Raw genomic sequence first — 21,690 nt, 5'->3', positions numbered from 1 at the left:
GTTATTACCTGTTAGTTGCGGTGTGAATCGGTCTGTTTCAATTTATCTTATCATGCGGGCAACAGCCCTGGCAGCACAAGACAGATGGCGACTAAGCGGACCAGCGCATCTGTATGGTAGGCCTGACGTTTAAAGGCCTCGGCGTCAATAATACCTGCCAGTTCACCTTTGCCGTTAAATAAAGGCAAACAAGCTTCGGATAAGACCTTTGGATCGCAGGTGTAATACTCACCACCCGCTGTTAAATAAGCTGTGACATCGTTGATCACTTTGGCTTTGCCAGTAAGCCCAACATTACTGTTATTGCTGATGGCTGCAAATTCTGCAGTTAAAGGAAACTCAGCACGGGAAGCGGCACCAAAATAGGCCAGTTTCACCAGTACAGTGTCACCTTGAGGGTTCTGACGTTTTTGGTAAATACCAAACCAGTCGCTGTCATTGGTTTGCTGATAGCTCTGCACTACTGCAGTGAGCTGAGTTAAAGCTGCTGTTGTTGCTTCGTTTTGGCCCAGAGTAGCCGCCAGATCATAAGGTTCATCTGCCAACTGACCAAATAAAGAACAAGCACCGCCTTCACCTAATTCAGGCACCTGATAAGACCAGATTACGGCTGGAGCCGCTGCAACAGAGAGTTGTTTTTTTAATGCGATAACAGCCTGCTCTATAGCCGTCTCTTGCCCTTGCAATACTGCCGCTAACCCAGACTGTTCCAAATACAAGTTAATAGACACTTCAGCCATCCAGATTTCTAAAATTAGCCGTAGTTTACCAGAAGCCTTTTATTTGCCAATGGCTTTTTTTACAGCTTTCATTTCAAACTTGCTGTTTGTTAGTAACTTGTTTATCGTGCGCTTTCTGACGACTTACACAGATTGTTTTATGAGTGGCAAAAAAATCTCGTTAGCCGACTGGCAACAACAATTGGGGCGACCTGCCGAAGCGGCTACAGCAGCAAAAGCAGACGACTTGGTCTACAGTACAGATTCAGGCCGTATTGATAAACCCAAACAGCAAAAAGCTGTGGCTCAAAGTTTTACGGATGGCCATGCACGTTTAAAACGTGAAACCAAAGGCCGCAATGGCAAAGCTGTCATCACTATTTCTGGCCTTGCTGAAAGCACAGAAAAACTGACAGAAATAGCAGCTTTATTAAAGAAAAAGTGTGGTTGTGGTGGTTCGGTCAAGGATGGCGTGATTGAAATTCAGGGCGATCAACGCGAACTGGTGCAACAAGAGCTAACCAGGTTAGGTTACAAACATAAGTGGGCTGGTGGTTAAGCCGCCCCATTTATACCCAAGTCTATTAAGCGAGTGTCTGATGCAACAACTCTGTCCTTCCGATTTATCTATTCTGTTGATTGAACCTTCTGATGTTCAACGCAAAATTATTATTAAACAGCTGGCCGAAGAAGGCGCCACCCAGGTCAGCACAGCCGACAGTATTGCCACTGCTATGGTGCAGCTAAAGCAACATAAAGCCGATCTGGTGATCAGCAGTTTGTATTTTGAACAAGGTACCAGCCTGGAACTGCTGGCAAAGCTAAAAAACGACGCTGATTTAGCGGATGTGCCTTTTGTATTAATTTCTTCTGAAACAAAAAAGGCGCAACTGGAACAGTTTAAGCAATCCGGTGTGGTAGCCATTTTACCTAAACCTTTTAATTCTATTCAGTTAGGCAAAGCCTTAAATGCAGCCATCGATTTATTAAGTCCAGCCGAGCTGGAACTGAGTTTATTTGATGTACATGATGTGCGGGTTTTGGTGGTCGACGACAGCCGTCTGGCCCGTAACCATATTAAACGTGTACTGCAAAATCTGGGCATTCAGCACTTAACTGAAGCCGAGGATGGTCAACAGGCTATTGAGCTTTTGAAAAACAACATGTTTGATTTGGTAGTGACGGATTTTAATATGCCGGAAGTGAATGGTCAGGAGCTGACGCAGTATATTCGTGAACAGAGCCAGCAAAGCCATATTCCGGTCTTGATGGTGACCAGCGAAGCTAATGAATCTCATCTGGCTAATATTGCACAGTCTGGTGTCAATGCCTTGTGTGATAAACCTTTTGAACCAGAAACAGTACGGGCTTTATTAAGCCGTATTATGGAACACTAAAAAGAAGACGGGTCAGAGCACGAGCTCTGACCCGTATCAACTACTTCTGTCTGTTATAGTCTTTACCAAAAATCTTGCCAAAGAAACTGTCTTTTAACCAGACAGGCCGCTGTGGATTATTGGCGACTTCAGTGGTAATACCGAAGTTAATATCCGCAAACACAGCACCTGCATCATAACGGATGGCACCAAAGTCAGCCGTTAAACCTGCAATATCATCTGTAGGTTTGTGGTAATGCTTAGCAAAAAACTTACCCCAGACTTCGCCGCCTTTTTGTTTTGGATCTTTGGATGTAAAGCCTGTCATCAGGAAAACAGAGGGCACACCTTGTTGCACCAAAGTGTAATGATCTGAACGGGTGAATATCGCCTGTTCAGGCATTGGATCCGGGCTTTGCGTGATACCCACTGCAGCTGCCGCTGTGTCGACTGTAGCCCCTAAACTGGAATGATTGGCACCAAATGCAACTATGTCGGCAAAAGGATACAACAACACCGGCATGTCGATATTGACGTTGGCCACCAGCTTATCGATAGGACGGGTTGGGTAATGAGCAAAATAGTCAGCACCTAACAAGCCTTTTTCTTCTCCTGTCACCGCCAGGAACAAAATAGAACGTTTTGGTCGTTCTGCTTGCTGCGCAAACAAACGTGCAGTCTCCAGCATAATACCCACACCTGCTGCATTATCCATCAGGCCATTGTTAATTTTATCTTTGCTACGCACATCGTTAGAGAAACCAATGTGATCTGAGTGGGCCGTTACCACCACATACTCATCTTTAAGCACCGGATCAGAACCTGGCAATACTGCAACCACGTTCGGGCTGCTGATATCTTCCATAGTGGATTCACGCTTTAAATTGATGCTGCCTTCTAAAGCAAAACCTGTGGGCACTTTTTCTGCAGCTAAATCCGCAAAAATATCGTCCAGAGAACGGCTGGCCCCTTCAAATAAGTTTTTGGCGGCGTCCGGATGTAAGTAAGCACCACCCAATAAAGACTCAAATTCACCTTCTGCTTTCCCGTCTTTATGCAACCAGCGCATACGAGGGCTGGTTAAATACATCAGGCTATTGGCATAAGGCCGCACTTTTTCTTCTGCAGGAGTATGCAGGGTAATGACACCTACAGCACCACGTTCAGCCGCGTTTTCTGCTTTTAAACTTTGGATATGAGCCGCTTCTTCACTGGGTAAAAATTTAGGGCGACCACTGAGCATCACCACTATTTTGCCTTTCACATCCAGATTGGCGTAGTCATCCAGACTAAACTCTTTAGACACTAAGCCATAGCCGACAAAGACCAATGGCGCTGTGACATCGGCTTTCGCATGCAAAGTGCTGGGGCCCGTAAAAAACTGTTTTGGATAATCAAAGTCTGTGGTTTTGCCATCTTTAGTCAGCGACATTTTGGCACTGCTTTGCACCAGCATGGCTTTGCGTAAAGGCACAGACTGAAAATAGCCCTGCTCACCGGCTGGCGCTAAACCTAAAGCGGCCAATTGAGTGGCAATATAATTCGACGCAATTTGATGACCACGGCTACCGGTATCCCGGCCTTCCAGGCTGTCATCGCCTAAAAACGTCATATGAGCTTCAATGGCTTTAGCACTGGCTTTTGGCAAGGTTGCTACAGAAGAAGGTGTTGGGGTACTTTGACAACCCGCCAGCACCAGCATGACGGATAAAGCACTGATTGACATCAGTTTCATAGTGTTTCCTTAAAAAAGTCAGGGGCTTTCGCCCCTGACTACTCAGTTTTTAGCCTGATAACGCTGCTGATATTTATCATGTAACTGTTTGTGCCTGTTGTTTAAATCAACAGAACGGCCATCAATCCACATGTAACGCACTTTGTGTCCCAGATAGTCAAAAATATCACCATCAGACACCACCAGAGTGGCAGCCTTACCCACTTCGATGCTACCGATTTTATCAGCCACACCAGCAATTGCCGCTGCATCAAGTGTAACAGAACGTAACGCCTGCTCCGGGCTTAAGCCATAGCTGATCGCCTGGCCTGCAGCAAATACCACGTTGCGGGTATCCCAGTAGCCATCCAGTGACAACGCAAATTTCACCCCTGCTTTCGCCAACTGAGCCGGAGTCTGGAATGACTGGCTGCTGGCTTCATCTGCACGTTCAGGAATGCCATAAGGCGAGGTATAAATCACAGAGACATTAGCGGCAGCAAGTTGGGGGGCAATACGCCAGGAGTCCCGGCCACCCACTATGGTCAGAGCAAAACCATAGTGCTTGGCAAACTTCATGGCTTGTTCAATTTGACGCTCGTCATTGGCATGTACAAACACAGGTAATTCGCCTTTGAAAACCGGGATCATCGCCTGCCAGCGCGAATCCACCGGCAGTTTCACCCCATCGCCCACAGCTTCTGCATAAGCTTTGGCTGTTTTGAAGTAGCCTTCCAGTTCAGCCACCGCTTTTTGATTGGCTTTACGAATATCCTCTGTTTTTTGCGGGCGCCGTGGATTAGAGATCACGTCAGCCCGTGGCCATTTGATATGTAAAGCCACTGCTTCCACCACTGTGGCATCTTTCCAGTTCCAGGCATCCAATTGCATAAAAGCGGATTGGCCCATAATTAAAGATCCATTTGGATACACCAGAGTGTAACTAAACCCATTGGCACGGATGGTAGGTACTACTTCAGAATCCGCGTTGTAGGCGACCTGAGCTTTGATATCCGGGTTGGTTTGAGTCACTTCAGTGCTGTCGTCCGTGGCCCGCACTGCTTCAATTTCAGTTAAACCCAGCTGATTCGCCAAAGCAATCAAGCCCGGATACAAGTGTTTGCCTTGCAAAGACAGCACTTCTGCGCCAGCTGGCACAGCCAGATCTGTGCCTATAGCACTGATTTTTCCGTCGACCAGTAACACATCTGTGTCTTTTAATACGCCCTTTGTCACTGTATGCACTGTGGCATCCTGTAACAAAATGGGGGTGCTTTGTTTAGGTGCCGGCACTATATCGTTCGCTTGCGCTGTCAGACTCAGCGCTGCGGTCACCAGTAAAAAAAGTTTTGTGTGTTTCATTGATGACTCCATTAGTGCTGGTGATCAAAAGCCAGGGATAACACATCATGGTTATCTTCACAGTGCCAAACCGGGTTATTGGCTTTGTACGACGCGCCAGAACCTGCTTTTTCGCTGTCAGAAGCCTGTAACACTTTCTGGATCAGCTGTTGTTTTTCGCTTTTGACCTGCTGTTGTAACTGTTCGTCTGCAGTCAACTGATAATAAGGTGCTCCTTCAATCCAGGTTTGCTGAGCACGGGCGTACACAGACAATGGATGAGCAGACCACAATACGAAGTCAGCTTGTTTACCTTCTTCCACTGAACCTACTTTTGAGTCAATTTTCAGCTGTATGGCCGGGTTAATAGTGACCATATTCAAAGCTTGTTGCTCATCCATACCACAGTACACCACAGCTTTAGCTGCTTCCTGGTTCAGGCGGCGCTGCAAATCCGGACTGTCAGAGTTGATGCTCACCAACACACCTTGTTGCTGCATTAAACAGACATTGCCTGGAATAGCATCCTGCACTTCCATTTTATAAGCCCACCAGTCGGCAAAACTCGAAGCGCTGGCACCATGAGCTTTCATCTCGTCTGCTACTTTATAGCCTTCCAGAATGTGCGTAAAAGTGGTGATATTAAAGCCCATTTCGTCAGCTAATTTGATGATCATCAGAATTTCAGAGGCCACATAAGAGTGAATATGGATAAAGCGTTCTTTGTCTAAAATCTCGACCAAAGTTTTGATGCGGTAATCCACCCGAGGCGGTGCAGTTTTTGCGCGCTCTGAGCTGGATAAATCTTCATACTCAGCCCACTGCGCTTTGTATTCTTTAGCTGCCTGGAAGGCATCACGAATAATGGTATCGACACCACTGCGGGTTTGTGGGTAACGGCTGACAAAATCTTCACCCCAGTTGGATTGTTTGACGTTTTCACCCAAAGCAAGCTTGATGCTTTCTGGTGCACCTTTGAATTTCAGTTGTTCTGAGCTATCCCCCCAACGCAGCTGAATAATTTGAGCCTGGCCGCCAATAGGATTGGCGCTGCCATGCAATAACTGAGCTGTAGTAGTGCCACCAGCTAAACCGCGGTAAATATTAATATCATCGGCGTCTAACACATCGGCAATTCGCACTTCAGAGGTCACAGCATCTGAGCCTTCGTTAACGCCCTGATCAATAGCGATATGCGAGTGTTCATCGATAATACCAGCAGTCAGGTGCATGCCAGTCGCATCAATGGCTTGATAACCTGAAGGCGTAGACAAGTTTTTGCCAATTTTGACAAACTTGCCATCCTTCACCAGTAGGTCCGTATTTTCTAACTTACCAGCCTTAGCTGAAGTCCAGACTGTGGCATTTTTAATATGCACATTTTGCCGCTTTGCTTGTTGTGTCACACCAAAAGCGCGGTTAGGCATAGTCAGCTTTGACAGCAACACAGGTTGTTCTGTGGCTTTTTTCTCATCAGCTTTAGCCACCAAAGGTTGTTGCAGGCTGCTGATGGCAACTATAGCGCCCTCTGCAGTGACTAACTTTCCTTGCAAGGTTTTGCCTTTGAGCTCACCACTAAACTGTGCAACTCCAGAACCTTGTCCCAACGCCTTTAAATCCACCGCAAATTGCAGCTGATTTTTTTGCACAGCCACATGATCCAGTTTGCTGGTTTTATCGCCCAGTTTGACCGAGCCTTCGACTGAGCCTTTTTTATCTGTCAGTTCCAGCGGCAAGCTGCTGCCATTGATACTCAAAGAATAAGTACCGGCAAAGGCTGGTAAGTCCATAGCTGTAAATTCTTGCTGCTGACCACGAACCCAGGTTGCCACTATTTCGCCATCAGCAAATAAATCACCTTTACTGACCACTAAGTCAGCCTGATAACCTTCTGCAATTTTGCCAATCTGCGTATCCAGACCCAGCCATTTCGCAGGTTCAGTGGTCAGCGCCGCCAAGGCTTTTTGCTGACTTAAGCCATAAGACACAGCTTTACGTAAGTTCGGCCAGAACTGCTCTGGTTTCTCCAGCTTGTGCAGGGTCAAAGCAAAGGGAATTTTCGCCTGTTCTAACACAGCAGCGTTAGACGGAGCTCTTTCCCAGTGCCTTAACTGGGCCAGTTCCACATCCAGTTGATCATTCAGTTGTTGCACGGCAGGAGCTGCCGGAAAGGCCAGCGGTAAAATCAGCGGACGTCCCGTCGCTTTGACCTGTTCAATACGACTGTATTCATAGCCAGAAGCCACCAGCGTCGCTTTATCCAATCCAAATTCTTTTAACAGCTTATCAGCGCGTAACAAAGCCTGATCGTCCGTGGCTTCAAACACCACCCCCTGAGTTTTCAGCTGAGCTAAAGCGGCTAAATCAGCATTAAACTCAATAGACTGATTGTAAAAACGCCAGTTGCTTTTACCATAAGCCTGGCTGTACCAATTGGCATCGGCCAGGGTCTGACGGATCAGGGCTATGCTGCCCATCAAAGAAGATGGATAACTTTGAACTGAAGTACCTTTACCAAACGCCATAAACTGATTGGCCTGGGCGCGTAAAACTGCCTCGTTCGGCAAGCCAGAGACCAGGGACGCAACCAAAGCCTGACCGCGAAAGATGCCATCAAAACGCGCGGATTGAACTGTAGTAAAGCCCTGCTGCTGGTAACTTTTTGCTTGTTCAGCATCAGGTTTAAATTCATTGACCCACAGCTTACGGGCATGAATAGCTGCATTACTGGCATTGCCGCCTTTGCGGTCATTTCTGTAGTTCGGCTTACGGCCAAATTCAAAGCCATTACCTTTTCCAGCTTTAGGCAAACCATATTGACTGTATAAATCGATAAAACCCGGATAAATAAAATAACCAGTGGCATCTATGGTCTGATAGCCAGCTGGCACAGCAGCTTTATTTTGAATTTTGCTGATAGTGCCGTTGCTGATCAGTACAGTGGCATTGTCCAGACGTTTGCCTGGTTCAGTGATCACAGTGGCGTTGGTTAAAGCGTAAAGTTGTGGCGATTTATCACGTATGCCTTGAACAGGCGTAGTTTGGTCCGCCGAAGCAGCAGGCAATAAAGCGCAAAGCATTGCCGTACTGCACAAGGACAGTCTTAGTTTGATCATGGATCTTTCCTGGTTGTAGTGGGGCTTTACCCAGAAAAATGCAGCAGGAAAAACAAAGCACAAGGCTGGCTTATTCCCAACAACAGCTTAGAGTTCAGCAGCCCCTATTAGTAATGGTTGATAGCTCAGGTTATATAAGTCCTGCTCTGCCCTTGGCATGCTGAAGTAATAACCTTGCACCAGATAGCAAGCATTGTTTTTTAAGAATTCGATCTGTTCTATAGTCTCAACGCCTTCAGCTACGACCCGCAGGTTCATTTTTTGCGCCATAGCGATAATGGCCGCCACTATGTCCATGTCGTTGGTGTCTGCCGGAATATCTTTAACAAAAGAACGGTCTATTTTCAGCTCGTCTACCGGGAACCGCTTTAAATAACTCAGCGATGAATAGCCTGTACCAAAGTCGTCAATAGATAAAGTCACCCCCAGTCCTTTTAACTCATTTAACTGGGCAATAGCCGCATCAGTGTCGCCCATCAGCATCGACTCGGTAATTTCAAATATCAGTTTGTCAGCGCGGGCGCCGGTGCGTTGCAGTACCCTTTCAACAACTTCGGCCAGGTTTTGATCGGTAAATTGCCGTGCCGAAAGGTTGATAGAAATAGTCACATCATGGCCTCTGGATTGCTGACGACTGATAAAACGACAGGCCTCCCAGATAATCCATTCGCCTATTTCCACAATCAAACCTGTGCTTTCTGCCACCGGAATAAACCGCAGTGGCGGGATCATAGAACCATCAGGCCGGACCCAGCGTAATAAAGCTTCATAACCAATCACCACATTAGTGCGAATATCGATTTTTGGCTGGTAATACAACACAAACTGATGTTCACGTATGGCTTCGCGCAGATGGTTTTCTATTTGCAGTTTTTCTTTGGCGGCGTCGTTTAAATCCTGACTGAAAAAATGGTAGGTATTACGGCCACGGGCCTTGGCTTCATACATAGCCAAATCAGCATGTTTGAGCAACAGCTCTTCATCGGCCGCATCTTCAGGCGCTATGGTAATGCCTATACTGGCACTGATAGCGACTTCCTGGCCTGTCAGTTTGACCGGAGCTGCAAAACTTTGCTGCAGATTTTCTGCGATCAAGGCCGCATGGGCTCTGTCTTTAATACCACTTAAAATCACTGCAAATTCATCGCCGCCCAAACGCGCTATCGTATCTTCTTCACGTAAACGGCTGATGAGCCTTCGCGCTACCTCTTTCAGCAGCTCATCCCCGGCATCATGGCCTAAGGTATCGTTAATACGCTTAAATTCGTCCAGATCAAAATACAACAAGGCAAAATGGTAATAACCACGGGACGACATAGCGATGGCTTTGCGTAACTGGTCACGAAAATAGCTGCGATTTGCCAGGCCAGTTAACATATCGTAATAGGCTAGTTGCTCCATCTTGCGCTGGCTTTCTTTGATAAAAGAAATATCCTGCATAGCACAGACATAGTTGCTGATATCGCCTTTTTCATCCCGTATTGGTGCTATCGCCAGTGACACCCAGAGTTTTCGCAACACATGTTGCAGCAACATATCACCACGCCAATGGTGGCGCTCTTTCAGAGTTTGGCTTATTTCTTCGCCGACAAAAAACATCTCAGCGGCAAATAAAGAGGATAACGGCTTCTGCATCATATGTTCGGCGGTGCACCCCATCAGCTCCAGCATAAAAGGGTTTACATATTCGATATGCAACTCTTTATCTGTCAGTAAAATACCAGAACTGGAAAAGGCGACAGCTTTTGTCAATTTACGGGTGGCTCGTTCGGCTTCTTCTTTTTCGCCTATACGGGTATTTAAGCCTGAGATCAGTTGGTGGATTTCTTCAGCCATGCCATTAAAAGCGCGATTGAGCATACCAATTTCATCGTCATTCTGATCCAGAGTAATTTGCTGTAAATCGCCCCTGCTGATCCGTTGCACCGCAGAAGATAAACGGGTTAAACGCTTTAAAATAAACTGGTAAATGAAAAACTGCAGAGACAAAGCCACGACAACAGCAACAGCTAAAAATATCAGCATCACCTTGTCCCGAAAATCCTGCAAACCGCTGACAACCACCTGCTTATCCTGATACAAGGTCAGGTACCAGTCTAAACGTTGTACTTTGGCCGCTGACACCAGATAGTTAGCTAAATCGGCCTGCAGCAGTTCCGACGCTGTTGGATTTGTGGTCACTTGCTGAATAAAAGCGGCCAGTTCCGGCTTCCGTGGCGCCACTGAGCTGTATCGGGCATCAAAGTTTTGTTGACCGCTGTTTTGCAGTGGTACAGGTTTTTTGCCATCCAGTAACAAGTTGCCCTGAGGATCAAACAACATACTGCGCAAACCTTCGGACGATTGTTCAATGCTGGCTAAATCAAGAAACAATTCATCCAGAATATAGTCACTGCCTGTGACCCCTAAAAACTCATCTGCGGCATACACAGGGATCACCAGGCTGGTCATCCATTTTTGCCAGATAGGATCGTAATAAATAGGAGTCCAACGCGGTAAACGGCTGGGGTTTTGTTCAGGGGTCGCAATATCAAAGAAGATATCTTTGGTGAAATCATGAGTAACAGGCACTTCTAAGGCCCAGTCTGCCGGCGCAATACGGATCAAACCTTGTTTAGAAATAAAGTAAAAGTTAAAAAACTCTTCCAGCATCAAAGGTGCCAGTTGCTGCCATAGCTCTTCACTTTGAACTAACCAGGCGGTTTGCTGCGGATCTAATTTTGACTGCGGAATAAAAGCTGCTGACAAATCATCCTGAATACGTACACTGCCATCCGGCTGAGCAGTGGGTAAAGCCGGAGAAGAGGCTGTGGTTTTGCTGAGATACCGCACCACAATGTTGTTGGCACTAATAGCCTTTTTTTCACGGGTTAAAAAACCGGCATCCAATTCGCGGGCATATTTTTCAGACTGCCGTTTTAATTCGTGCTTTTCCTGTTCAATGAGCACATTTTGTTGCAGCATCAGCACCGCATAAGCGATAGCCGCACTGGCGACTACAGTCAGCATAAACACCAGTAGCGCAAACTTGATGCTAAGGGAATTCATACCTGTAGGTTTGTGAAAATTAACTTCCTTCACATGATTTCCTGAGTTGACAGCGACGGGGTTCAGTTGTAATGCTATTGTGACATACAACAACATCAAACCATTATTGCATCAAAATCAAACAAATGAGAATTAAGCCAATGAAAAATCTGTTCATCTTACTGTCTTTGGGATTGTCTTCTGCTTGCGCTATGGCGGGCAGCGCTTTTACCGACGCTGAAGACGCTGTCACTTATCGCCAGCATAGCTTTCAATTAATACGGCATAATTTCGTCGATTTGGGTGACATGATGCGTGGCAAAGTGCCTTTTGACGCCAAACGTGCGGAAAAACGAGCAGACGCTCTGGCAAGCCTGACCACCTTACCCTGGGAAGCTTTTGAAGTGCCAGGCGCTGATAAAGTAAAAAGTGAGGCAAAAGCAGACATCTGGAAAAACCTGCAGGATTTTCAGCAAAAAGCCCAGCAATTCCAAACTGATGCTTTAGCGCTACAGACTGCGGCTAAATCAGGCGACCAGGCGACTATTAAACCAGCTTTTGGCAATTTCGCCAAAAACTGCAAAGCCTGTCACGACCAATATAAAGCCGACTGATCTCCTTTGTAGCGGGCGGGGACAAGCCCCGCTCCTACGGCGCATTACCATTGTTGATACAAAGACAGTCCTTGCCAGAGCGCAAAAAATCCGGCAAAAACCAGCACCAGCAGCAGATACCACCGCGATGACTTGATTGCGGGTTGTTGTGCTTCAGCATTCAGTTTGCCATGCAACATAGCGCCTAAGACCCCATCTTTTTTCAGCCCGTGAAAAAGCGCTGCAACCACATGCACAGCAATCAGTATCAGCAACAAATCAAAGTTATTGTGATGAAACCAGGACGCAAAAGAAGACCAGTCAGACGACACTGAACCGTATAGTGGCCCTTCGGTCATCACATCATCAGTGGTCATTAATCCAGAGATAAACTGCAATAAAATCAGCGTCATTAAAGCCAGGCTCATATAACCTGACAAGCCTCTGTGGCCTATACCATGCTTAGCTTTATTCCACATCCGCACTAACTCAAGCGGGCTTTGCAGAAAATGACTGAAACGTGCGGTCTCGCTGCCCACAAAACCCCAGATCAAGCGGCTGAGTAGAATAGCAGCAAGTGAATACGCCAGAACCTGATGCACCACGAGATAGCCCTGATCAGCGGTAAACCATAAGCCAGCCAATAACAACAGCTGACTCCAGTGGTAAAATCGTATGGCTTTATCCCATAACTGAATCACTTTCATCTTTTCTCAGTCCTCTATTATGATAAGTTATTGATTTTAACCCATTGGAAGCAAAAACCTATGCTTTGGTTCAAACGGATTTCTATTGCCTTACTGATGCTGATCCTGCTGGTCGCTGGTTTTTTATATTTTGCCCTGCGCAGCACCTTGCCGGCTTATGAAGGCGAATTGCCTGCCGATGTCAGACAACAGGTTGAAATCAGCCGGGATGCACAAGGTTATGCCAGCATCAAAGGACAAAATCGCAATGACGTCGCTTATGCTCTGGGTTTTGTCCATGCTCAGGAGCGATTTTTCCAGATGGATTTATTGCGCCGAAATGCAGCCGGAGAGCTGTCCGAACTTTTTGGTGAAATGGCGCTGGATTTGGATAAAAAACGCCGCATCCACAGATTCAGAGCCAAAGCGCAACGGGGCTTTGCGAAGTTACCAGCTGACCAGAAGCAGTTGCTTCAACGTTATACAGCAGGAGTCAATGCAGGGTTGGCCGCATTAGGCTGGCCGCCCTTTGAATACGCTTTATTAGCACAGGCACCACGCAGTTGGGTCGAAGCTGATTCCTTTTTAGCGCTCTACAGCATGTATCTGGATTTACAGGGCTCTGAAGGCAAAGACGAGCTGGCCATGGGCCTGATGCTACAAAAACTGCCACAAGACTGGTACGACTTTTTATTCCAACACAGCCCGGAGTGGCAGGCCGCCATGGATAACAGCAAAGTCAGCTTTATCCCTATGCCAAAATCAACCTACCCGGCGCTGCTGGCAGGACAAAAAACAGCATGCACTGACTGTACCTTGCATGACAGTGCCGATATCGGCAGCAATAATTTTGCCGTGTCCGGTCAAAGAACCAAAGATGGCCGTGCTATTTTGGCCGACGATATGCATTTAGGGATCCGTGTACCGGGCACCTGGTTTAAAGCTCAGCTGAAATGGACAGAAAACGATCAGGCTTTTGAAGTTGCAGGGGTCAGCTTACCTGGCACTCCAGCCATAGTAGCTGGCAGCAATGGCCATATAGCCTGGGGTTTTACCAACAGCACAGCAGACTGGTCTGATGTCATAGCCTTGAAGCTGGATGAAAAAGGTGAAAAGTACCAAACTGCTGATGGCTGGCAGGAATTCAGTTACCAGAATGAAGTATTTAAAGTCAAAGGCCAGCCGGATGAGCTGGTGCTGCAAAAAGAAACCATCTGGGGCCCTGTGTTGTCACCGCCTTTCCAGAATTATGCCTATCGTTGGGTGGCTCATGATGTGGAAGGTGCCAACTTTAATTTATTAACTCTGGAAAAAAGTCAGGGCGTACGTGAAAGCTTAAAACTGGCGGCACAGATTGGAGTTCCAACCCAAAACTTACTGGTAGCAGATAAAGACGGTGCCATCGGCTGGACTCTGATGGGTGCTTTGCCAGAACGTAAAGTACAGCATATGGATACGCCTCAGGACTGGAGTAATGGCCAGAATCACTGGACAGGGTATTTGTCACAAAGCCGTTACCCACAAATTTACCAGCCCCAATCCGGCCAGCTCTGGACAGCCAACAGCAGAATGATAGGCGGCAAAGACTTAGCATTAATTGGTAATGGCGGTTACGACTTAGGCGCCCGGGGCCAGCAGATCCGTGATGCTTTAACAGCAACAGCACAGCATAGCGAGCAAAGCCTGCATGATATTCAGTTGGATCACCGCGCCTTAATGCTGGCCCGCTGGCAACAGCTGTTATTGGACACAGTGCTGACCAAAGAATTTGTCGCAGAACATAACTTAGAGTCTTATCTGGACTATGTAATGAAAGATGCCAGCCATGCCAGTATAGGTTCAGTAGGCTACTCACTGTTGCGGGCCTTTCGGGCCAAAACACTGGAGCTGACCTTTGCCCCTTTAACGTCCCTGCTGGAAGAAAACAACTTATCAGGCAGGGACCTGAAATTCTCTCTGGAGACTGCGGGCTGGGAAATGCTGCAACAACAGCGTACCGACACTCTGCCTGCCGCATTCAATTCCTGGCGCACCTTATTGCAACAGGCCGTTCTGCAAAGTAAAAAAAAGCTGGAAACAGATTATGGCAGTTTAGCCAACGCCAGTTGGGGTACTATCAATCAGAGCGCTATAGTGCATCCACTGTCAGCTGCAGTGCCTTTTTTCGGCGACTGGCTGAATATGCCAGCAATGCCAATGAATGGTGATAGCCATATGCCCAGAGTACAACACAAAGTGCATGGGCAGTCACAACGTATGGTGGTGTCACCGGGCAAAGAAGCCGAAGGCATTTTAGTCATACCGGCAGGCCAGTCGGGTCATCCGTTATCCCCTTTTTATGATGCCGACCACGATTTCTGGTTAAAGGAGCAGGCTTTAGGCTTTTTACCTGGTGAGCAAAAATACTTGCTGAAGTTACAACCTAAAGCTTGACTTTAGACGTCCAGACTTACTATTGTGGTGGCCATGAAACCAATTCAGATCGCTCGCTTTTTTCGCCTCTTTACCACCCCAACGGGGAGGCGGTAAGTCGCGCGCGCGTGATAAACCAAAAAACCTCCCAGCATCGGGAGGTTTTTTTTTAGCCCAAAGGACGCTTTTATGAGCATAGATTTAGACCACATTCGCCAGCAGATCAGCAGTACAGATAAAGACTTGCTGCAGTTACTGGCCAGCAGACGTCAGCTCGCATTAAGCGTAGCTGATGCAAAACTGGCACAAAACAAACCTATTCGTGATCAAAAGCGCGAAGAAGAGTTGTTGGTGTCACTGATTGAACGCGGCAAGGTACTGGGCTTAGACGCACAGTACGTCACCAAAATTTACCATGTGATTATTGAAGACTCAGTGCTGCAGCAGCAAGCCAAAGTACAAGGCCAACTGAATGGCGACAATGGCCCTGTTTGCCGGGTTGCCTTTTTGGGCCGTCAGGGTTCATACAGTTACTGGGCTACACAAAAGTATTTCACCCGCCGTGCGGAGAAGCTGATTGAAATTGGCTGCGACAGCTTTAACGAAATAGTGCAAGCGGTAGAAACAGGCCATGCCGACTATGCTGTGCTGCCTATTGAAAATACATCGTCCGGCAGTATCAACGAAGTGTACGACTTATTGCAGCATACCCGTTTGTCGATCGTCGGCGAACTGACCCACCCTATCGAACACTGTTTGTTGGGTGTGGAAGGCACTGAGCTGAGTAAAATTCGCCAGATTTGCGCTCATCCTCAGGTAATAGCTCAATGCAGTAACTATTTACAGGGTTTATCCAACGTCAAAATTGAATACTGTGATGCCTCTTCCGATGCCTTTGAGCGGGTACGTAAAGCTCAGGATAAATCTGTGGTCGCCATTGGCGGTGAAGAAGGTGGCAAGCTCTATGGCCTGGAAGTATTAGGCCGTGGTTTAGCTAATCAAAAAGACAACGCCAGCCGTTTTATTGTAGTGGCGCGTAAAGCTATTAATGTGGCAAAAGCCATACCAGCCAAAACCACTTTTATTATGTACACAGGCCAGCAACCAGGCGCTTTGGTGGATGCCTTAACAGTGTTAAAACAACATGGCATCAGCATGGGTAAACTCGAGTCCCGCCCTATTCCGGGCAATCCATGGGAAGAGATGTTTTATGTGGATGTATTCGCCAATCTGGACGATTACGCTATGACCAGAGCCCTGGATGAACTGAACCGCATTACACGTTTTGTCAAGGTGCTGGGCTGTTATCCAAGCGAGGATGTCAGCCCAACCCTGATCACTCAGCAACCTTCATAGTTTGATCTGCTCACCTTTTTCGGCAATTTGGCAATGCAGACCGTAGTCCAGCATACGGCTCTGCAATGCCAGCTGAGCTTTAGGTTCACCATGCACCAGATAAAAGCGTGGCTGACCGCCAATCATTCTGGCCCAGCCTAATAACTCATCCTGACCTGCATGAGCGGAAAAACCACCTATGGTGTGTATGGCGGCTTTAACAGCTACATTTTGACCAAACAATTTCACCCGTTTTTCGCCATCCACCAAACGACGGCCCAGCGTGCCTTTCGCCTGAAAACCAACAAAAATCAGATGATTGCTGCTTTTCCATAAGTTGTGTTTTAAATGATGCACAATACGGCCGCCGTTACACATGCCTGAACCTGCGATGACAATAGCGCCGCCACTGATACGGTTCATGGCCATAGACTCTTCCATACTGGATGCCAGTCGTAATATAGGTAAAAAGGACTGCAAATCACGGGCGCCATAGCCATGCAGCACTTTGGTGTCTTTGCGGTCAAACTCAGCCATCAGCTCACTGTAGATTTTAGTGATCTCTATCGCCATAGGGCTGTCCAGCACCACCATCTTTTGTTTCAACCGGCCCTGATGGTACAAAAGCCCGAGGTAATACAAAATCTCCTGACTACGACCTAAAGCGAAAGCCGGAATAAATACATTGCCGCCTGCTTTGTGGGCTTCATCCAGCGCATTCGCAAACTCTTCCAGCGTATTTTGCAATGGCTGGTGATTGCGATCGCCATAGGTACTTTCCATCAGCACAAGATCGGCAGTCTTTACCGGGCTGGGGTCTGGCATCAGCACTGTAGCCGGGTTGCCTAAATCACCGGAAAACACCAACTGGCGCATCGCCTTACCTTGCTTAACTGCAAGTTGCACTATGGCAGAACCCAGAATATGGCCGGCATCCAGAAACTCCAGTTCCAGACCTTCACAGACCGTTACTTTTTGCTTGTAACCAACAGGCTGACAGTACTCCAGCACTTGCTCCACATCCTGCACTGCCATGACTGGATCCAGCAGCTTTTTACCTTGCCGGGCCAGGTGCTTATTTTGCCAATCTAAATCTTTTAAATACAAATGCACTGAATCTTTTAACAGCACACCAAGCAACAAAGCTGTGCCCTGAGTACAATAAATTTTGCCCTGAAACCCCTTAGCGACCAACAAAGGCAATAAGCCACTGTGATCTATATGAGCGTGCGATAAAATCACGTAGTCGATATCTTTAGGACGAAAAGCAAAACGGAATTTATTCCATTCTGTGATTTGGTTTTCGCCCTGGGTCATGCCACAGTCGAGCAGAATTTGTGTGTTTGGCAGCTTTAACAGATAACAGGACCCTGTCACCTGCTCGGCGGCTCCTAAAAAGGTTAAACTGGCATCTAAAGGCATTGGGTACACTCCGACTTTCTTCTTGGCTGTGGTGATGCTATGTCCATGTTATAACTGAACTGAAGTGTTAAAAGATTAGTCTATATCAAACAAGATGTTAGTTTATTCAGCTTTCCTTTGTATGGAGCTCTTTTATGTCCGCTGATAACCCCTTATACCAACGCCACCTGAGTTCAGCCCGTGAAGCAACGGAGCAACAAAGTCAGGATTTACTCGAACACCCGTCCTATCGACTGGCTTTTGCTGATAATGATTTTTTAATGCAGGACGAATTACGCCATGTGCGTTTGCAACTGGAGTATTTAAAACCTCAGCTGATCCTTGAACAACATCAGGTGAAAGCGACTGTCGTTGTCTTTGGCAGTGCCCGTTTTGTTTCACGACAACAAGCTGAACTTCTGGTCACACAAGCGCAGGATCAACTGGCTTTGGCGCCCGCCGACGCACAACTGCAACAACAATTAAAAACAGCAGAACGTCAGTTAAAAAACAGCTGCTATTACGAAGCTGCTGCCGAGTTTTCGCGACTGGTGACAGAACACAGCCAAAGCTGTCCTGAAACAGCCTTGATGATCATCAGTGGTGGCGGACCCGGCATTATGGAAGCGGCCAATAAAGGCGCTTATGAAACAGGGGGCCAAAGTATAGGTTTGAACATAGTTCTGCCACACGAACAAAAACCAAACCCCTATATCACTCCGGAGTTTTGTTTCCGCTTTCATTATTTTGCCATTCGTAAAATGCACTTTTTACAACGTGCGCGGGCTTTAGTGGCTTTTCCCGGCGGTTTTGGCACTTTAGATGAACTCTTTGAAACTCTGACTTTATTGCAAACCGGCAAAGCCAATACAGTGCCTGTGATCCTGTATGACAAAAATTTCTGGAGCCGTTTGATTAACTTTGATCTGCTGGTCGAGGAAGGATTGATTAAAGCTGAAGATATGCAACTGATCCAGTTTGTCGATACACCGGAACAAGCCTGGCAAGCCATTTGCCATTGTTATCAATTGTAGGGGTCAGAGTAAAATTAATGACCTGGCTATTAATTTTACTCTGACCCCAATTTCAGCTTATTGAGCTTTTACGCAGTCAACAAAGTATTCTTTTTTACCGTTACGTTCTTCACAGACTAAGCCATGGATATAGGTCTCAAAGCCTGGGAAAGCACCGTTAAATTCGCGGGCGAATTTCAGGTAATCTACAATGATGGTATTAAAGACTTCACCCGGCACCAGTAGCGGAATTCCTGGTGGATAAGGCGTTAACATCACAGCTGTAATGCGGCCTATCAGATTATCCAGTGGCACCCTGTCGAGTTCTTTATGTGCCATAGCAGCAAAAGCTTTGGACGGTTTCATCGCTGGTACCAGCTCAGATAAATACATTTCAGTAGTCATCTTAGCGACGTTGTTTTCACGGTAAATCTGGTGAATTTGATCACATAAATCTTTTAAACCAATGCGTTCATATTGCGGATATTTAGCAATAAACTCCGGCAATACCCGCCACAAAGGCGCGTTTTTGTCGTAATCGTCTTTAAACTGCTGCAGCGCTGTCACCATAGTATTCCAGCGGCCTTTGGTTATGCCTATGGTAAACATAATAAAAAACGAATAAAGGCCAGTTTTTTCAATGACTACACCGTGTTCAGACAGATACTTAGCCACAATAGCGGCCGGAATACCCGACTCATCAAAGTCGCCGTCTACGTTTAAACCAGGGGTTAAAATAGTGGCCTTGATAGGGTCGAGCAGGTTAAAGCCTTCAGCTATATCACCAAAACCATGCCAGCTTTCGCCTGCTTTTAACATCCAGGCATCACGGTGATCCAGACCTTCGTCTGTTAAATCATCCGGTCCCCAGACTTTAAACCACCAGTCATCACCGTATTCATCGTCCACTTTACGCATAGCACGGCGGAACTCCAGAGCTTCGTCCAGCGACTCTTCTACCAAAGCTGTACCACCAGGCGCTTCCATCATGGCAGCAGCCACGTCGCAGGAGGCAATAATGGCGTACTGTGGACTGGTTGAGGTATGCATCAGGTAGGCTTCGTTAAACAAATGCTGATCCAGCTTGTTCTGCTTTGCGTCCTGCACCAGAATTTGTGAAGCCTGTGAAATACCAGCCAACAGTTTGTGTGTTGATTGAGTAGAAAACACCATAGAGGTTTCACAACGTGGACGGCCTTCACCTATCGCATGGTAATCCCCATAGAAATCATGGAAAGCTGCATGGGGTAACCAGGCTTCATCAAAATGCAGAGTTTCGATTTCACCATCGAGCATAGACTTAATTTCTTCGACGTTATACAAAACACCATCATAAGTCGACTGGGTAATAGTCAGAACCCGTGGTTTAACATCTGGATTTTGTTCCAGCTTTTCACGGCAGAATGGGTTTGCCATCATCTTCTTACGGATAGTGGCAGGTTCAAACTCGCTACGAGGAATAGGACCAATAATGCCGTAATGGTTGCGTGTTGGCATCAGGAAGACCGGCACAGCACCTGTCATCATAATGGCGTGCAAAATAGATTTATGGCAGTTACGGTCAACCACAACTATATCACCCGGAGCTACAGTGGAGTTCCAGACAATTTTGTTGGAGGTTGAAGTACCGTTGGTCACAAAAAACAAATGGTCGGCGTTAAAAATACGAGCTGCATTACGCTCAGACGCTGCCACTGGACCTGTGTGATCCAATAGCTGCCCCAATTCATCGACCGCGTTACAAACGTCGGCACGTAACATGTTTTCACCAAAAAATTGGTGGAACATCTGGCCTACAGGCGATTTTAAAAATGCCACACCACCTGAGTGCCCAGGGCAGTGCCATGAGTAGGAACCATCCTGTGCATAGTTGGTTAAAGCGCGGAAAAACGGTGGCGCCAAGGTATCTAAATAGCTTTTTGCTTCACGGATAATATGCCGCGCCACAAACTCTGGCGTGTCTTCATGCATATGAATAAAGCCATGCAGTTCACGCAAAATAGCATTAGGAATATGACGTGAAGTCCGGGTTTCACCGTACAGATAAATTGGAATATCCGGGTTGCGATGACGGATTTTATCGACAAAACCTTTTAAGTTTGCCAGCACTGAGTGGCTGTCTTCTGCTGAGCCACCACCAAATTCTTCGTCATCAATAGACAAAATAAAACCAGCAGCCCGGCTTTGTTGCTGAGCAAAAGAGGTCAGGTCGCCATAACTGGTGTAACCCACTACATCCATGCCTTCGGCTTCAATGGCTGCAGCCAGTTCACGAATGCCTGAACCACTGGTATTTTCGGTTCTGAAATCTTCATCTATGATGATCAGAGGAAAGTAAAAACGCATGGAGTACCCCAAGCCGGTTAAAAGTGGGCAAAGGATACTTTATTTTGCAGAAAATTCCTCTAATCCGACCTGTTTTTCCTGCAGAAAAATCGCAAATCAGCCGAATTTGAGCTGAAACCACAATTTGAATACGTATTCACAGTGACGGAAGTGGCTATTGTCACAGAACTGACACAGATATTGGCCATCTTAACTACGGCTGCAGCAAGACGTAGCTCTATTCCTGTTCTATACCCAGACATTCAGGGACTGCATGCAGTCCCTGCTTTTTTGCATTTTTATACCGACAAAACCCAGCTTAAACTCAGCAGTGTTCTGAATTAGCCAGCTCCGCATGTTGTTCAGGGGTATAACCGGCTTCAAGCAGCAAATCCACCAGCTCTTCTTCACAGACACCAACAAAACGCAAATGCTGTTCTGCCTCTTCTATAGGTTGACCTTGCTGTAAACCGGCCCGGATAGTTTTTATATGCACAGAGCGCATAAATTCAGATGTTCTTTTGCCCATGATTAAACTCCGCTTCAACTCTTCAGTTGCGCCGGATCCTAAACAGCCTGAGCAAAGTTTGCATCGAAAAAGCGTTAAAAATCAGAAATCTTCATCGAACAGT

Annotated in this window: 15 protein-coding genes; 6 read left to right on the top strand and 9 right to left on the bottom strand. The window is 46.8% G+C overall.

Annotated elements, in window-relative coordinates:
* Nucleotides 1–50: 50 nt before the first annotated feature.
* Complete coding sequence (locus J2W69_RS07720) at nt 51–740, bottom strand: GAF domain-containing protein (protein WP_310276270.1); 690 nt, start codon at nt 738–740, stop codon at nt 51–53.
* A 139-nt stretch (nt 741–879) separates the two neighbouring features.
* On the opposite strand from J2W69_RS07720, the gene J2W69_RS07715 reads away from it, so the two are divergent.
* Complete coding sequence (locus tag J2W69_RS07715) at nt 880–1,278, top strand: translation initiation factor (RefSeq protein WP_310276267.1); 399 nt, start codon at nt 880–882, stop codon at nt 1,276–1,278.
* Nucleotides 1,279–1,318: 40 nt separating this feature from the next.
* On the top strand, nt 1,319–2,116 hold the full coding sequence (locus J2W69_RS07710) for a response regulator (RefSeq protein WP_310276264.1): 798 nt from the start codon (nt 1,319–1,321) through the stop codon (nt 2,114–2,116).
* A gap of 40 nt (nt 2,117–2,156) precedes the next feature.
* Here J2W69_RS07710 and J2W69_RS07705 read toward each other — a convergent pair whose 3' ends face one another.
* The 4 genes from J2W69_RS07705 to J2W69_RS07690 all read right to left on the bottom strand — a co-directional run bounded on the left by J2W69_RS07705 (nt 2,157) and on the right by J2W69_RS07690 (nt 11,347).
* Nucleotides 2,157–3,830 carry a M28 family metallopeptidase gene (locus J2W69_RS07705; protein ID WP_310276261.1) on the bottom strand — a complete coding sequence of 558 codons (1,674 nt, stop codon included), beginning with the start codon at nt 3,828–3,830 and terminating at the stop codon, nt 2,157–2,159.
* Between the two features lie 42 nt (nt 3,831–3,872).
* Nucleotides 3,873–5,171 carry an amidohydrolase family protein gene (locus J2W69_RS07700; protein ID WP_310276258.1) on the bottom strand — a complete coding sequence of 433 codons (1,299 nt, stop codon included), beginning with the start codon at nt 5,169–5,171 and terminating at the stop codon, nt 3,873–3,875.
* 11 nt (nt 5,172–5,182) lie between these two features.
* On the bottom strand, nt 5,183–8,266 hold the full coding sequence (locus tag J2W69_RS07695) for an amidohydrolase family protein (protein WP_310276255.1): 3,084 nt from the start codon (nt 8,264–8,266) through the stop codon (nt 5,183–5,185).
* An 87-nt stretch (nt 8,267–8,353) separates the two neighbouring features.
* The gene (locus J2W69_RS07690) at nt 8,354–11,347 is read right to left on the bottom strand and encodes a bifunctional diguanylate cyclase/phosphodiesterase (RefSeq protein WP_310276253.1); all 2,994 of its coding nucleotides are present in this window, start codon (nt 11,345–11,347) and stop codon (nt 8,354–8,356) included.
* 107 nt (nt 11,348–11,454) lie between these two features.
* Between J2W69_RS07690 and J2W69_RS07685 the strand changes: the two genes are divergently transcribed.
* Nucleotides 11,455–11,907, top strand: coding sequence for a c-type cytochrome (locus tag J2W69_RS07685; RefSeq protein ID WP_310276250.1), 453 nt, complete (start codon nt 11,455–11,457; stop codon nt 11,905–11,907).
* A 44-nt stretch (nt 11,908–11,951) separates the two neighbouring features.
* Here J2W69_RS07685 and J2W69_RS07680 read toward each other — a convergent pair whose 3' ends face one another.
* Nucleotides 11,952–12,593: a cytochrome b/b6 domain-containing protein gene (locus tag J2W69_RS07680; protein WP_310276245.1), complete on the bottom strand. Its 642-nt coding sequence runs from the start codon at nt 12,591–12,593 to the stop codon at nt 11,952–11,954.
* Between the two features lie 60 nt (nt 12,594–12,653).
* On the opposite strand from J2W69_RS07680, the gene J2W69_RS07675 reads away from it, so the two are divergent.
* Complete coding sequence (locus J2W69_RS07675; protein WP_310276242.1) at nt 12,654–15,005, top strand: penicillin acylase family protein; 2,352 nt, start codon at nt 12,654–12,656, stop codon at nt 15,003–15,005.
* Nucleotides 15,006–15,173: 168 nt separating this feature from the next.
* On the top strand, nt 15,174–16,340 hold the full coding sequence (locus tag J2W69_RS07670) for a chorismate mutase (protein ID WP_008898092.1): 1,167 nt from the start codon (nt 15,174–15,176) through the stop codon (nt 16,338–16,340).
* On the opposite strand, the gene J2W69_RS07665 is transcribed toward J2W69_RS07670, so the two are convergent.
* Nucleotides 16,335–17,741 (bottom strand): MBL fold metallo-hydrolase RNA specificity domain-containing protein, encoded by a 1,407-nt coding sequence (locus J2W69_RS07665; protein ID WP_310276237.1) that lies wholly within the window; start codon nt 17,739–17,741, stop codon nt 16,335–16,337. The two genes, J2W69_RS07670 and J2W69_RS07665, sit on opposite strands and share 6 nt — an antisense overlap.
* A gap of 134 nt (nt 17,742–17,875) precedes the next feature.
* Between J2W69_RS07665 and J2W69_RS07660 the strand changes: the two genes are divergently transcribed.
* Nucleotides 17,876–18,754: an LOG family protein gene (locus J2W69_RS07660; RefSeq protein WP_310276233.1), complete on the top strand. Its 879-nt coding sequence runs from the start codon at nt 17,876–17,878 to the stop codon at nt 18,752–18,754.
* Between the two features lie 57 nt (nt 18,755–18,811).
* Here the strand turns inward: J2W69_RS07660 and J2W69_RS07655 are convergent, their stop codons facing one another.
* On the bottom strand, nt 18,812–21,079 hold the full coding sequence (locus J2W69_RS07655; protein ID WP_310276231.1) for an arginine/lysine/ornithine decarboxylase: 2,268 nt from the start codon (nt 21,077–21,079) through the stop codon (nt 18,812–18,814).
* A gap of 304 nt (nt 21,080–21,383) precedes the next feature.
* Entirely contained in the window at nt 21,384–21,587 is a 204-nt protein-coding gene (locus J2W69_RS07650; RefSeq protein ID WP_310276228.1) for a hypothetical protein, read from the bottom strand.
* Nucleotides 21,588–21,690: the final 103 nt, after the last annotated feature.

This window comes from Rheinheimera soli (assembly GCF_031457405.1).
Lineage (GTDB): Bacteria > Pseudomonadota > Gammaproteobacteria > Enterobacterales > Alteromonadaceae > Pararheinheimera > Pararheinheimera soli_A.
Note: the sequence above shows the minus strand (reverse complement) of the source record. Positions and strands in the feature narration are given on the sequence as shown.